General features: G+C 60.0%; 11 protein-coding genes and 1 pseudogene. 6 read left to right on the top strand and 6 right to left on the bottom strand.

The features are described 5' to 3' along the window. The first annotated feature begins 62 nt into the window (after window positions 1-62). The 3 genes from narQ (at window position 63) to PG899_RS00670 (ending at window position 3,093) form a co-directional block, all read left to right on the top strand. Window positions 63-1,775 carry a nitrate/nitrite two-component system sensor histidine kinase NarQ gene (gene narQ, locus PG899_RS00660; protein ID WP_190283646.1) on the top strand — a complete coding sequence of 571 codons (1,713 nt, stop codon included), beginning with the start codon at window positions 63-65 and terminating at the stop codon, window positions 1,773-1,775. Further along, complete coding sequence (narL, locus tag PG899_RS00665) at window positions 1,775-2,413, top strand: two-component system response regulator NarL (RefSeq protein ID WP_011705476.1); 639 nt, start codon at window positions 1,775-1,777, stop codon at window positions 2,411-2,413. The genes narQ and narL overlap by 1 nt, the downstream gene beginning before the upstream one ends. A gap of 104 nt (window positions 2,414-2,517) precedes the next feature. Next, window positions 2,518-3,093, top strand: a complete 576-nt coding sequence (locus tag PG899_RS00670; RefSeq protein ID WP_011705475.1) for an LON peptidase substrate-binding domain-containing protein — start codon at window positions 2,518-2,520, stop codon at window positions 3,091-3,093. A 227-nt stretch (window positions 3,094-3,320) separates the two neighbouring features. Here PG899_RS00670 and PG899_RS00675 read toward each other — a convergent pair whose 3' ends face one another. Beyond that, entirely contained in the window at window positions 3,321-5,417 is a 2,097-nt protein-coding gene (locus tag PG899_RS00675; RefSeq protein WP_179101332.1) for an ATP-binding protein, read from the bottom strand. Between the two features lie 18 nt (window positions 5,418-5,435). Beyond that, window positions 5,436-6,620 (bottom strand): FIST signal transduction protein, encoded by a 1,185-nt coding sequence (locus PG899_RS00680; RefSeq protein ID WP_077095562.1) that lies wholly within the window; start codon window positions 6,618-6,620, stop codon window positions 5,436-5,438. 113 nt (window positions 6,621-6,733) lie between these two features. Between PG899_RS00680 and PG899_RS00685 the strand changes: the two genes are divergently transcribed. Further along, window positions 6,734-7,645 carry a gluconeogenesis factor YvcK family protein gene (locus PG899_RS00685; RefSeq protein ID WP_043167498.1) on the top strand — a complete coding sequence of 304 codons (912 nt, stop codon included), beginning with the start codon at window positions 6,734-6,736 and terminating at the stop codon, window positions 7,643-7,645. Window positions 7,646-7,696: 51 nt separating this feature from the next. On the opposite strand, the gene PG899_RS00690 is transcribed toward PG899_RS00685, so the two are convergent. From PG899_RS00690 to lpcA, 3 genes are all read right to left on the bottom strand, one after another. Further along, complete coding sequence (locus PG899_RS00690; RefSeq protein WP_011705471.1) at window positions 7,697-8,032, bottom strand: Hpt domain-containing protein; 336 nt, start codon at window positions 8,030-8,032, stop codon at window positions 7,697-7,699. Window positions 8,033-8,353: 321 nt separating this feature from the next. Then, entirely contained in the window at window positions 8,354-9,133 is a 780-nt protein-coding gene (locus PG899_RS00695; RefSeq protein WP_042067710.1) for a class II glutamine amidotransferase, read from the bottom strand. A 139-nt stretch (window positions 9,134-9,272) separates the two neighbouring features. Next, window positions 9,273-9,851, bottom strand: coding sequence for a D-sedoheptulose 7-phosphate isomerase (gene lpcA / locus PG899_RS00700; RefSeq protein ID WP_011705469.1), 579 nt, complete (start codon window positions 9,849-9,851; stop codon window positions 9,273-9,275). 244 nt (window positions 9,852-10,095) lie between these two features. Between lpcA and fadE the strand changes: the two genes are divergently transcribed. Continuing rightward, complete coding sequence (fadE, locus tag PG899_RS00705; RefSeq protein WP_077095563.1) at window positions 10,096-12,552, top strand: acyl-CoA dehydrogenase FadE; 2,457 nt, start codon at window positions 10,096-10,098, stop codon at window positions 12,550-12,552. A 130-nt stretch (window positions 12,553-12,682) separates the two neighbouring features. Here fadE and PG899_RS00710 read toward each other — a convergent pair whose 3' ends face one another. Beyond that, the gene (locus PG899_RS00710; RefSeq protein ID WP_232105318.1) at window positions 12,683-12,886 is read right to left on the bottom strand and encodes a hypothetical protein; all 204 of its coding nucleotides are present in this window, start codon (window positions 12,884-12,886) and stop codon (window positions 12,683-12,685) included. Between PG899_RS00710 and PG899_RS00715 the strand changes: the two are divergent. Further along, window positions 12,794-14,235 (top strand): annotated as a pseudogene (locus PG899_RS00715) (HD domain-containing phosphohydrolase). The gene PG899_RS00710 and the pseudogene PG899_RS00715 sit on opposite strands and share 93 nt — an antisense overlap. Window positions 14,236-14,243: the final 8 nt, after the last annotated feature.

Below are 14,243 nucleotides of genomic sequence, written 5' to 3' on the forward strand. Positions count from 1 at the left end.
GTTGGAGTACACTCCCATGCTACTTTGTGGGGTTATTGTTGAAGTGAAGGAAGAGAGCCGGCATGGGAAAGTGGTTCAAGGTACATTCGGTCAGCAGCGCCATCGGGCGCTCCATGGTGCTCATCCTGTTCATGGCAAGCCTGATCGCCGTGGTGGCCATGGTGACCCTGTTCTATTCGGTCCCCGATGCCAAGGCGATCAACCTCTCCGGCTCCCTGCGGATGCAGGCTTACCGGATGGCCTACGAGATTGAACAGGGCCAGCAGGTACTGAGCCGGCTCGATCAGTTCGAGCAGACCCTGCACGCCGCCGAGCTGCAGGAGACCCAGCGCTGGATCACTCCCGCCTCCCTGCGCCGCACCTATGGCGAGGTGCTGCAGCAGTGGCAGGTGATGCGCGAACACATCGAGAACGCCACCCCGCGGCGCTACACCGACAACACAGAACAATTCGTCGCGGCCATCGACGACTTCGTCAACCAGATGCAGTACCACGTGGAGTTCAAGGTGCGCATGCTGGCGCTGGCCGAGGGGCTGGGGCTGCTCTCCATCATCACCATCGCCTGGTTCACGGTGCGCTTTACCCGCCAGCAGGTGGTGGCTCCGCTCAACCAGCTGGTCTATTGCGCTCGCCAGATCCAGCGCCAGGAGTTCGACCTGACCCTGCCCCCCCACTGCGAAAACGAGCTGGGGGAACTGTCAGGAGCTTTCGTCACCATGGCCGACGAGCTCGGCAAGCTCTATCGGGAGCTGGAGAGCAAGGTCGAAGAGAAGACCGCCAAGCTGCAGCAGGCCAACGACACCCTCTCCTTCCTCTACAGTACCGCCCAGAAGCTGCACGCGGCGCCGCTGGGCCGGCGTACCCTGCTCAAGCTGCTGGAGCGGGCGGCGGCCCACCAGCACATCGACTACATCCGGCTGACCCGCTTCGAGCACAATGCCATGCCGGACTACATCACCGGCCGCAAGGGCTGGCCCGGTGATCTGGATGCCGTGGTCAGCTTCTATCTGCAGATGGACGAGCAGGAGTATGGCCGGCTCGACGTCATCAGCAGCCACCCCATCGACGAGCGGCTGATGAAAAACTTCTCCATGCTGCTCGCCCAGGTGCTGCACAAGGATCAGACCCTGCTGCAACACCAGCGCCTGCTGCTGATGGAAGAGCGGGCCGTCATCGCCCGCGAGCTGCACGACTCGCTGGCCCAGGCCCTCTCCTATCTCAAAATCCAGTCCACCCTGCTCAAGCGCTCCTTCGCCAAAGGGGATACGGTCAAGGCCGAAGCCGCCATGCAGCAGATCGACGAGGGGCTTGGCAGCGCCTATACCCAGTTGCGCGAGCTGCTCGGCACCTTCCGTCTCAGCATTGGCGACGCCAACCTCGGTGAAGCCATCAAGGTGATGCTGGAGCAGCTCAAGCCGCAGACCCAGGCCGACATCAGGCTCCATTACGGTCTGGCCGATACCGATCTCGAAGCCGGTCAGCACATCCACATCTTGCAGCTGATCCGTGAGGCAGTGCTCAATGCCATCAAACATGCCAGTGCGCAAGTGATTGATGTTAGCTGTGAGACCCTCGCCGATGGTAACATCCAGGTTCAGATTTCAGATGATGGTGTCGGAATAGGGATCGCAAGCTCGGCGGTCAACCACTATGGCCTGAGCATCATGAACGAGCGTGCCAGCAAGCTGCATGGTCTGCTGACCATCAGCGAAAGGCCGCCCAGAGGCACCTGCGTACATCTGACCTTTCCCACCAGCCTAACAAGAGATGCCTGATGGACGAGATGAAATATAGTGTTCTGGTCGTGGATGACCATCCCCTCATGCGCAAAGGAATTGTGCAGCTGCTGGCCCTGGAGGAAAACATCGAAGTCGTCGGTGAAGCTTCCAACGGTACCGATGCCGTCGCCATGGCCAAGGAGTCCGAACCGGATCTGATCCTGCTCGACCTCAACATGAAAGGCCTCTCCGGTCTGGACACCCTCAAGGCGCTGCGCACCGAGGAAGTGACCTCCCGGGTGGTGATCCTGACCGTGTCCGACGCCCGTCAGGACGTGGTGGCGCTGCTCAAGGCCGGCGCCGATGGCTACCTGCTCAAGGATACCGAGCCAGAGATGCTGCTGGCCCAGCTGGCGGACGTGATGACAGGCAAGCAGATCCTGAGCGAGCCGCTGCGTCCCTACCTCGAGAACATTTACGAGCTGGATCACCTGCAGCAGAAGCTGGAGAGCTTAACGCGTCGCGAAATGCAAATCCTGCGCGAAATTGCAAAGGGCCTCTCCAACAAACAGGTCGCCTCCGTGCTCCATATTTCCGAAGGCACGGTCAAGGTACACGTCAAGAGCCTGCTCAAGAAGCTCGAGGCGCAAAGCCGCGTGGAAGCTGCTGTCATGTACCTGGAGCAGCGCAACTAAACGCCCTCCCATCCAGCAAAAAGCCACCTTCCGGTGGCTTTTTTCATTCTCTGGCACAGTCGCTGCATTGTCCTATTCAGCAATTACTCAATGGAGGATGGAACATGAAACTTCAACCCTTGGCACTGTTCCCCTTGCCTTCCCACATACTGCCTGGTGGCAAGCTTCCTCTGCGTTTGTTTGAACCGCGCCACCTGCAGATGCTCAAAGAGTCATTCATCGATGACCAGGGCTTCGGCATCGTGATGGAAGAGGCGACGACGACTGGCAAGTCCGGGCGGATCCTGCCGGTCGGCACCCGGGTCAAAGTCACCGACTTTTACACCCTGAATGACGGCCTGCTCGGCGTCACCGTACTCGGCATGGAACGTTTCTGCATCCACGAGATGGAAACGGACGAGCTGGGTCTGCGCCGGGCCAGAGTCGAAGCCCTGCCCAACTGGCCGAGCACCCATTCAGACTTCAGCGACAAGCCGCTGGTGACCCGGCTGCGGGAAGTGTTTGAACAGTATCCGGAGCTGGATGAACTTTACCCGGACAAGCAGTTTGACGATGCGGCCTGGCTTTGCCAACGCTGGCTCGAAATCCTGCCGATGCCGATCTATGAAAAGCAGATGTTGATTGCCAAACAAAATAGCGAAGCGGCCCGTCAATTCTTGCGCCGACTGATCGCACAGTGAGTCAGAAGTGTATTGCAAAATGCGAATATTCCGATAATGAAAACAAGAATTTCGCATTTTGCAAATAAAGCGCCCAATAGAAATCAATAACCGCGCTGCAAGCCGCATAAACTGGTTCTGAAAAGTTGGCACGACTTTTTCATATAGAATCGTACAACCCGATTTATCCCGTGCTCTCTTCAGTATTTGCTGAAGAATTGGTCAACCACCCAGGTTGACCATTTTTTTTAGCTGCGATCCGGCGCTGCGGGCTGAAAATGGCGCTGCAGACACTCCCGCAGCCGCATCAGACTTATCGGTTTGGCCAGAAAGTCATCCATCCCCTGGGCCAGGCAACGAGCCCTGTCTTCCGCCATGGCGTTGGCCGTCAGCGCCACGATGGGTACGCTACAACCCAGTTCTCGCAGACGCCGGGTCGCCTCCAGTCCATCCATCTGCGGCATCCGCATGTCCATCAGGATGAGATCCGGCCGTTGCTCTGCTACTTGGGCCAGCGCCTCCAGCCCGTTGGCCGCGACTCTGACCCGGCTAACCAGCTTTTGCAGCATGAGCGATACCACCAGCTGGTTGACCGGACTGTCTTCCACCACCAGCACATCCAGATCCTGAATGGGCTGCTGATCCGGCTCCGGCCGGCTGCTGCATTCGCATGGCAGCGCCATGCCCGGCAAATCAAACCAGAAGCAGCTCCCCTCACCAGGGGCACTGCGCAGCTGAATGCTGCCGCCCATCAACTCCACCAGCCGCTTGCTGATGGCCAGCCCCAGCCCGGTGCCCGAGAAACGGCGGGTGGCCGAACTATCGACCTGAGAGAAGGGTTCGAACAGCAGCGCCTGATCCTCGGCCGAGATACCGATCCCGCAGTCGGTCACCGAGACCCTCAACTGCTGTTCATACCAGCTCAGTTGCAGCAACACGCTGCCCTGACTGGTGAATTTCACCGCGTTGCCGAGCAGGTTGCTGATCACCTGGGAGAGGCGCACCGGATCCCCCTGCAACTGGGCTGGTACGGCGTCGTCTACCCGCCAACGCAGGTCGATGCCCTTGCTGTCCGCCTGCGCCAACAGCGGCTCGATGAGGGACTGGCAGAGCTGAGCCGGCTGCAGCGTCTCGCAGTGAAACTCCAGGGTATGGGATTCAATCTTCGAGAAATCGAGCACATCGTCGATGATGGTCTGCAGCAGGCGCGCCGCATGGGTGGCGTGGCCCAGCAGCGTCTGTTGCTGGGGCTCGAGCTGGGCGTGTTGCAGCAGGTCCAGCATGCCCAGCACCGCGTTCATGGGAGAGCGTATCTCGTGGGTCATCATGGCCAGGAACTGCGACTTGGCGCGGTTGGCCGCCTCCGCCTCGTCCCGCGCCCTGGCCAGCTCCTGCTCACGGCGGATCTGGTTGCCCACATCCCGCGCCGTGCCGCGATAACCGATGAAGGCGCCGGCCGCATCGAAACAGGGTTCGGCGTTGATCTCCATCCAGCGCGGCCCCTTGGCCAGGCTGACCTGGGCCCGCACCGCCCGCACCGGCAGGTGCAGACCGATGAGCCGGCGATACTTGCCCCATTCGGGGTCGCGCCTGTCATGGGCGTAATCGTAGAGGCTCTGGCCGGGTTGATGCACCAGCATGTCCCCCTGCTGGCCGGGGGCGGATACATAGCTCAGCCGGTGCTCGGTATCCGTCTCCCAGAACCAGTCGGACGCCATGCCGGCAAAGCTGCGAAAACGCTGTTCGCCCGCTTGCAGGGCCAGCGTTTTCAGCTCGACCTGTTCCTGTAGACGGGCTCGATAGGCGATGTTGACCAACGCCTGGGAGATAAGTGGACGGCAGCGCTGCATGGCCGCCTTGCTCTTGAGATCGAAGGTCCCCATCACGGCGTGACGGCAGATGAGCACGCCGGAAAAACCGGGAGCGCGCAAGCCCGTCATCATAACGCTTGCCCAGCCCGCCACATCGGCCAGCGGTGCCAGTTCCGGCAACTGGGTTGGATCATAGATGACCAGGGTCTCTCCCTCGATGGCGCGAGAGAAGAGCGGGGTCAGTTGCCAGCTGCGCCCCACTTCGCCATCCTGGGTGCTGAGGTGAGTAATACCGCCTTCTCCCTCCCAAGCCACCACATCCGCGTGTTCGAAGCCGATGAAGGGCTTGAGCACCTGAATGAGGCTGTCCAGCACCTGTTCCAGCGTCTGGGCATCGGCCAGCGTCGCCACCCCGCACAACAGGGTTTGCGACTCCTGGCGGTATTTGGCCTCGCGTTCCCGGCAACGCACCAGCTCCACCAGGGTGGTCTGCAGCTTGTCGCCGAGGGCTTCCAGTTCCGTGTTACCAATCATCTTGTTTCCAGCGCAATGTCAGCTGTCGAGGAAGATCACGCTCGAGACCATCAGGTTGCCGTGCGCCAGCTCACCATGGGGCAGGCGGCCCTGCTCGCCGAAGGTGAACGGGGTGATGAAGGGGATGTCCCCCAGCCGGGTATGAAATTGATCGACAAATTGGCATAAGCTATCACCAAGAGCCAAGCGACAACCAGCACAAAAAATCACAAGGGCGCCAAACGGCTGCATCTCGGTGGCCATGCCGTACTCGGGTTCGATGCGGGTTGCATTCAGACTACGCTGCAGCAAGCCCTCCTGGCTGCTGTACATCAACAGCAACCGCTCCCCGACCTGAGTATCGGTAAAGAGGCGCAATCCGCCACCTTCTGTCACGGCTTCCGGGTGGGAGAGCTTGTAATAGGGCATGTCATCCAGGGTGCCGACCTGTCTCGCCAGCGGTGACAGGGTCGTCTCCCGCAGGATGGGACCCACCGGCCAGGGGATTGTCCGTCCGCTCCAGCGAGCGTAGACCTCGGCCGCCGGCTCATGATCGATGGTGAGGATCTCCCGTCCCGACAGGGCCGTAATGGTGCCGCGATATTCGGTGGGGACATAGCCGGAGTGAAACTGGAACGCCAGCTGGCAATCGGGATAGAGCACGGCCAGTGCGACGCCCTCGCGGGTACTGCCCTCATCCCAGCACAGCTGCCAGTCACCGCTGACGCTGTTGTCGGCGGCGGAGCCCCCGACAACCGGGACCGTCGTGCCCAGCTCGGCTTCGATGCTCTCCAGCATCGCCTCCTCCTGGCCCGGGCTGGCATGCAGCAAGATGAGTTGTGGCAGCTCGCCGGGGCGCCCCCCGTCGGCGATGGCACTGCGCAGCAGCTGGCGCACATCCACCGCATCCCCCGCCTGGCCCGCCACGCCGTAGGCTCCCTTGTCATCGTAGATGGCCGCCACTGCCAGACCGATCCCCTGGCGGGCATGATGGCCGGTCTGGGTCATGACCCCGCCACAGGAGCTGCAACCTATCATCCGAGACGACGGGAACTGCTGTTTGAAGTGATGGCGCAGTTCCTCGGCATCGTGAGCCTGAGTAAAATAGACCAGTAACAGCGAAGGGGAATGAGGTGATTGAGCGAGCAGCCGCTCACTGACCTGCCGGGCAGCCAGCAGGGAAGTCTCTTCAAGAGAGTGAGCCGTCAGGAAGTTCAACACCATCTCCTAGTTGTTCATGATGCTGGGGGTAAGCAAAAATCATACCTTAATCAAACAATTATCCCGTCTTATCGATTAGAATCACATTCAATTGAGCCCAACCACAGGAAAACGGCATGTGGCAGAAGAACATCAATGATTTTGACCGGGTCGTCGCCATCGGTGGCGGCCACGGCATGGGCCGTGTGCTCTCTTCACTCTCGTTTCTGGGATCGCGCCTGACCGGCATCGTCACCACCACCGATGATGGTGGCTCTACCGGACGACTGCGCAAGAGCCAGGAGTGTATCGCCTGGGGGGATCTGCGCAACTGCCTTAATCAACTGGTGACCGATCCCAGTATCGGCAGCCTGCTGTTCGAATATCGGTTCGCCGGTCGCGGCGAACTGGCGGGCCACAACCTAGGCAATCTGATGCTGCTGGCGCTCGACAACCTCTGCGTGCGCCCTCTTGATGCTATCAAGCTCATCAGCGACATGCTGAAAATAGAGTCACAATTGTTACCCATGTCTGAATTTCCCACCGACCTGTGCGCCCACACGGCCTGTGGCAACCAGATCCTGGGGGAAGTTTCCATCGATCAGCTCGACACCCCGCCGCTCTCCCTCAGCCTGAGCCCGGAGGTACCGGCCACCCGCGAGGCGGTACAGGCATTGGCACAGGCCGACATGATCATCCTCGGCCCCGGCAGCTTTCTTACCTCCATCATGCCGCCCCTGCTGCTGGCTGAGGTGGCCCAGGCCATCAACGAGAGTGATGCCATGTTGGTGTTCATCTGCAATCTGGTCGCCGAAAATGGCCCTGCCAGCCAGCTCAGCCTGCACAATCAGTGGCGCTGGCTGGAATCACGGGTCGGAGCGGGTCGGGTCGATGCCATTCTGGCCCCGGTGGGGGAATATCCGGCAGAGCTGGCTGGCCGATTGATCCTGGCCGAGCTGGGTGAGGCCGCCCTCCCCCATCGGCACGATCGCCTGAAATTGAAACTGGCACTGGACAGGGTTATCCAGCAACTGGTCAATCAACGCTAGCGGGCGGGTAGAGGATGGCAAGTCCGGCGCCGATGCGCCGGCTGCAGTGGCTCAGTGATAGTTGGCGAGGTGGGAGAGCACCTGGGGCAGGGATTGCTCCAGCTCGGTCAGCAGACGGGCGACTTGCTCGCCATCTTCATGTTTGCAGGCTTGTTCCAGCGCCACCACCTGCTGGTAACTGAGCTGGGCACCATAGCTGCCGCAAGAGGACTTCATGCTGTGGGCAAGCCGGGCCAGTGCGGGCCAGTCCTGTTGTTCATAGAGCGGGCGCAGCTGGGCAAGCTGTTCCCCCACCTCTTCGATGAAGACCGAGATCACCACCGGCATCATCTCCTGGCCGATATCTTCCGCCAGCTGTCGCAACACCTTCTGATCCAGCCACTCCATTCCGTCATCCTCTTGATGGTATTCAAACAGACCATACTATAGATGCCCGGCACGGCTCAGTCACGTCTCATCGCCGTCAGAAAATCGAACTCAAATGGGACGTGAGTGAGAAAAGCGTGATCAGGATCGCCTAACCAGACAATAGATGGTCGAGTTGCAACATAAATGCTGCCATTAAACTAACAATTAAATAACAATGGCGGCCGTGAGAATGATGCGACTCAGCAACACCTCTCTCATCCCTTTTGCCTGTATGGCTGCTGCGAAGAACCAGGGTAGGATTCTACCCTGGTATTTTTTTATCTCTGGATCAGCTAATTATCACTGCTGATTGGCACCCACCCGCTCACCCAGTCGAAACAGACTGAACTCGCCCGGCGCCATTTTTACCCAGTCTTCATTACCGGTCAGCGGCCGGGTCGCAATCAGGGTCACCACATCGTCCGGTGTCGTCTCGCTCTGAAAGTCGATGGCGACATCTTCATCCAGCAGACGGGCCTCCCCGAATGGAGCGCGCCGGGTCAACCAGTAGAGGTTGTTGCTGCAGTAGGTCATCACGAACTCCCCATCCGACAGCAACATGTTGAATACCCCCAAGCCGCGCAGCTCGTCGCACAGGGTCGCCAGGTAGCGAAACATGGCGGGGAAGTTGGCAGGGCGCCGGGGATACTTCTGTTCCAGCCGATCGAGCAGCCAGCAGAAGGCGTGTTCGCTGTCGGTGTCGCCCACCGGTCGATGGCGGCCAGTGGCCAACCCTTTGTAACCCGTCAACTGACCATTGTGGGCAAAGGTCCAGTAACGGCCCCACAGCTCGCGGGTAAAGGGGTGGGTATTCTCCAGCGAGACGCAGCCGCGGTTGGCCTGCCGAATATGGCTGACCACGGCGCGGCTCTTGATGGGCAGCGCCTGCACCAGCCTAGCAATCGGCGACTGGGCGCTCGGCTCGGGATCCTTGAAGGTACGAAAGCCTTTCCCTTCGTAAAAAGTGATGCCCCAGCCATCCTTGTGAGGCCCGGTCTTGCCGCCGCGCAGCATCAGACCGGTGAAGCTGAAGCAGATATCGGTCGGCACATTGGCACTCATGCCGAGCAGTTCGCACATAGGCTGCGGGCTCCTTGCTTACTTGACCATCTCATTGCCAATCGGCCGGCTCAGCCTGCGCTGACACCGGCCGCTTGCGCAAGATCCCGCCGGGACACGGCCAGACAAGGCACGACTATCCCAGCTCGAGATCCCTGCCTTACTTGGCCATCTCTTTTTCGACCAGCTGGATCAGGATGTGGATCACCTTGATGTGCACTTCCTGAATGCGGTCGGCGTAACCAAAGTGCGGCACCCGGATCTCGACATCGGCCAGACCGGCCATCTTGCCGCCGTCCTTGCCGGTCAGCGCAATCACCTTCATGCCTTTGGCATGGGCAGCCTCGATGGCTTTCAGGATATTGCCGGAGTTGCCGCTGGTGGAGATGCCGAGCAGCACGTCACCGCGACGGCCGACTGCCTCTACGTAGCGAGAGAAGACGTAGTCATAGCCAAAGTCGTTGGACACACAGGAGAGGTGGCTGGGATCGGAGATGGCGATACCGGCATAACCGGGGCGGTTCTCGCGATAACGGCCGGTCAGCTCTTCGGCAAAGTGCATGGCGTCGCAGTGGGAGCCACCATTGCCACAGGAGAGTACCTTGCCTTCCTGCTTGAAGGAGTCAGCGAGCAGCTTGGCGGCCGCTTCGATGTCCTTGAGATTTTGCTCATCTGCCAGGAACGCCTGGAGCACGCTGGCAGCTTCGGTCAATTCATTGCGGATCAGTTCTTGGTACATGATGTCTCTTCCAAAATATGGGCCGCGCCATTGTCGCACAAGCCAATCCCGGAGTCGCCCCCTGCCCGTCACGCGCCCCTCTGCAGGACGTTATGCCGATCACAGAGCCAAGGTAACAAGCTTGTAAACAGCTTGATAAGTTTGTGCGTATGAATTACAACAGGGACCATATCCAACAGGTCAGACCTCTGGATCAGTTCAACCATATTCACCCAACTTCGGCAACTCATGCAAGGAGCGAAAAATGACGACGACCCTCACTCTGCTCGGAGTGATCCTGGTGATCGGCGCCATGGCTTATCGCCGGGCGTCTCTGTTCACCTCCACGCTTGCCACCGCGGCAGCCCTGATTGTCGGCACCCTCTATGGCCACGTCCCCCTGCTGGTCTGGGCGCTGTTTGCCGTGATCGCCATCCCCCTCAACTTGGTGGATTTTCGTCGCAACCAGCTGACCAAACCGTTGTTCAAGCTCTACAAATCCATCATGCCGGAGATGTCCCGCACCGAAAAAGAGGCCATTGAAGCGGGCACCACCTGGTGGGAAGCAGACCTGTTTGCCGGCAACCCGAACTGGAAGAAGCTGCACGCCATTCCGGTCAGCACGCTGTCTGCCGAAGAGCAGGCGTTTATGGACGGTCCGGTTGAAGAAGTGTGCCGCATGGTCAACGACTGGGAAGTGACCCACGAGCGAGCCGACCTCTCTCCCGAAGTGTGGCAATACCTGAAGGACCACAAGTTCTTCGCCATGATCATCAAGAAGAAATATGGCGGGCTGGAATTCTCTGCCTATGCCCAATCCTGCGTGCTGCAAAAGCTGTGCGGCGCCAGCGCCGTGCTGGCCTCCACCGTCGGCGTACCCAACTCGCTGGGCCCGGGCGAGCTGCTGCAACACTATGGCACCGACGAGCAGAAGGATTACTACCTGCCCCGTCTGGCGGTCGGCAAGGAGATCCCCTGCTTCGCCCTCACCAGTCCGGAAGCGGGTTCTGACGCCGGCTCCATCCCCGACTTCGGCATCATCGCCAAGGGTGAATGGGAAGGAGAAGAGGTGCTCGGCATGCGCCTCACCTGGAACAAGCGCTACATCACCCTGGCCCCCATCGCGACCGTGCTGGGTCTGGCCTTCAAACTGCGCGACCCGGATCACCTGCTGGGTGACGAAGAAGAGCTCGGCATCACCTGCGCCCTCATTCCGACCCACATCAAGGGGGTCGACATCGGCCGCCGCCACTTCCCGCTCAACGTGCCGTTCCAGAACGGTCCGACCCGCGGCAAGGACGTATTCGTCCCGCTCGACTTCATCATCGGCGGCCCGGCCATGGCCGGTCAGGGCTGGCGCATGCTGGTGGAGTGTCTGTCAGTCGGGCGCGGCATCACCCTGCCTTCCAACAGCACCGGCGGCGTCAAGATGCTGGCCCTGGCGACCGGCGCCTACAGCCGTATCCGTCGCCAGTTCAAGCTGCCCATCGGCAAAATGGAAGGGATTGAAGAGCCGCTGGCCCGTCTCGGTGGCAACGCCTACATCATGGGGGCCGCCGCCAACCTGACCGTGACCGGTATCGACCTCGGCGAGAAACCCTCGGTCATCTCTGCCATCGTCAAATACCACCTCACCGACCGCGCCCAGAAGTGCATCATCGATGCCATGGACATCCACGGCGGCAAGGCCATCTGCATGGGCCCCAACAACTATCTGGCCCGCGGCTATCAGGGTGCCCCCATCGCCGTCACGGTCGAAGGGGCCAACATCCTGACCCGCAGCATGATCATCTACGGTCAGGGCGCCATCCGCTGCCACCCGTACGTGCTGCCGGAGATGCTGGCCGCCAGCCACCCGGATCAGGAGCAGGCTCTCAAGGACTTCGACAAGGCGATGTTCAGCCACGTCGGCTTTGCCATCAGCAATCTGGTGCGCAGCTTCTGGTTAGGGTTAACCGGAGCTCGCTTCGCCGCCGCGCCGTTCAAGGATCAGACCAAGGGCTACTACCAGCAGCTCTCCCGCCTCTCTGCCAACCTGGCCTTCCTGTCAGACATGGCGATGGGCACCCTGGGTGGCGAGCTCAAGCGCAAGGAGCGGGTCTCCGCTCGTCTTGGCGATGTACTGAGCCAGCTCTATCTGGCCTCCAGCGCCCTCAAGCGCTATCAGGATGAGGGTCGTCAGCACGCCGACCTGCCGCTGCTGCACTGGGCGCTGCAAGATGCCCTGTTCAAGGCCCAGGAAGCCATCGACGAGTTGCTGCGCAACTTCCCGAATCGCTGGATTGGCCTGGCTCTGCGCGTCATAGTGCTGCCGCTGGGTCGCGACCTGAAGCGCCCGAGCGACAAGCTGGACAGCCAGGTCGCCCGCCTGCTGCAGACCCCGAGCGAAACCCGCAGCCGTCTGGCCCAGGGGCAATATCTCACCCGCGAAGAGGGCAACCCCTTCGGCCTGCTGGAGCAGGCGCTGGACGATGTGCTCTCTGCCGAACCGCTGTTTGAGAAAGTATGCAAGGCTGACGGTATCAAGCGTCCGTTTATGCAACTGGACAAGGTAGCAGAGATCGGCCTGGCGCAGGGAGTACTCAACCAGACCGAAGCGGACCTGCTGCGCCGCGCCGAAGAGAGCCGCCTGCACACCATCAACGTCGATGATTTTGATCCCATCGACCTGGTGGCCAACAAGGCACTGTTCGAGCCATCGGCCTATCACAGAGCCGCCTGACAGACACATAGATAGTCAAACGCCTCCCATGTGGAGGCGTTTTTTTATGGGGCTGGAACAGGATGACGACAAAGAGATTTCACAGATCAAATTTTATTTCTCAATAAGTTTCCTATCCTTAGTGAAGCAGTTAATGTAAGCACAGGATCCCAAACAGGATTGCATGATGGATGACCAAATCCTGATTATTGACGATGACGATCTGCCCCTTCTCGATGACCAGCAGGCTGGATGGAAGGTGATGATTGTGGACGATGAACCCGAGGTTCATCGCATCACCAAGATCACCCTGAGCAAGTTTGAATTCGATAATAGACCCATTGAATTTTTGCATGCTATTCAGCCGCCCAGGCTAGGGAGTTGCTCGCCAAGACCCCGGACGTAGCACTGTTGCTGCTGGACGTGGTCATGGAGGTCGATCACGCCGGCCTCGATGTGGTCAAATTCGTGCGCGAGGATCTGCAAAACAAGATGGTGCGCATCGTGCTGCGTACCGGCCAACCCGGTCAGGCCCCGGAAGATGACGTGGTCACCAACTACGACATCAACGACTACAAGGACAAGACCGAGCTCACCTCCCAGAAGCTGCGCACCCTGCTGCGGGCCAGTCTGCGTTCATACCGCGACATCCGTACGCTGGAGAGCAATCGCCAGGGGCTGGAAAAAGTCATCGAGGCCTCCAAGGGGATCTTCGAGAAACGGGCGCTGCGCCAGTTTGTTGAAGGGGCTCAGGAACAGCTCGGGGCCCTGCTCAGTCTGGAAGAGTCGCAAATCTACGACGTGAAGCAGTTCGCCTACGAAGTGCGGGATCAAATTCTGGAGCCCCTGCTGCCGGGCCACCCGTCACTGCGACTGGCGGATGCACCCTTTATTCTGCGCCAGGCCATGGCCAATCGTGCCAACGTCTATGATGGCAACCAGATGGTGCTCTACTGCCAGAACCCCCGTCATCACCTGCTGTTTCATATCGAGACCACTCGTCAGCTCAGCCAGATGGACATGGGGCTGCTCAGCCTGTTTACCGAAAACATCATAGTGGCGCTGGAGAACATCCGGCTCAACGAGGTCATCGCCGACAACCAGCGCGAGATCATCTATCGGATCGGCGAGCTGGTGGAGACCCGCTCCAAGGAGTCCGGCCTGCACGTGAAACGGGTCGCCCTCTACACCGAGCTGTTCTGCCAGTTGCTTGGCATGAGCGAGGAGCAGAGCGAGCTCATCAAGCGCGCCTCCCCGCTGCACGACATCGGCAAGGTGGGCATCCCCGACGCCATCCTCCACAAACCGGGCAAGCTGACCCCCGAGGAGTGGGAGATCATGAAGACCCACGCCCAGCTGGGACAAGACATGCTCTCCGGCAGCGATCTGGCGCTGTTCCAGATTGGCGCCACCATCGCCGGCAACCACCATGAAAAGTGGAATGGCAGCGGCTATCCCCGTGGCCTCAAAGGTGATGCCATTCCGCTGGAAGGGCGGGTAGTGGCGCTGGCCGACGTGTTTGATGCGCTCGGCTCGGATCGCTGCTACAAAAAGGCCTGGCCGCTGGACAAGGTGCTGGCGCTGATCCAGGAGGAGAAAGGTCAGCACTTCGATCCCCAGTTGGTAGAACTGATGCTGGCCAACCTCGACAAGTTCCTCGAGATCCGCGATCAACACAAGGACATCTACGTCGGGGAACATTGATGCTGAAG

Source organism: Aeromonas sp. QDB39 (assembly GCF_027707585.1).
Lineage (GTDB): Bacteria > Pseudomonadota > Gammaproteobacteria > Enterobacterales > Aeromonadaceae > Aeromonas > Aeromonas hydrophila.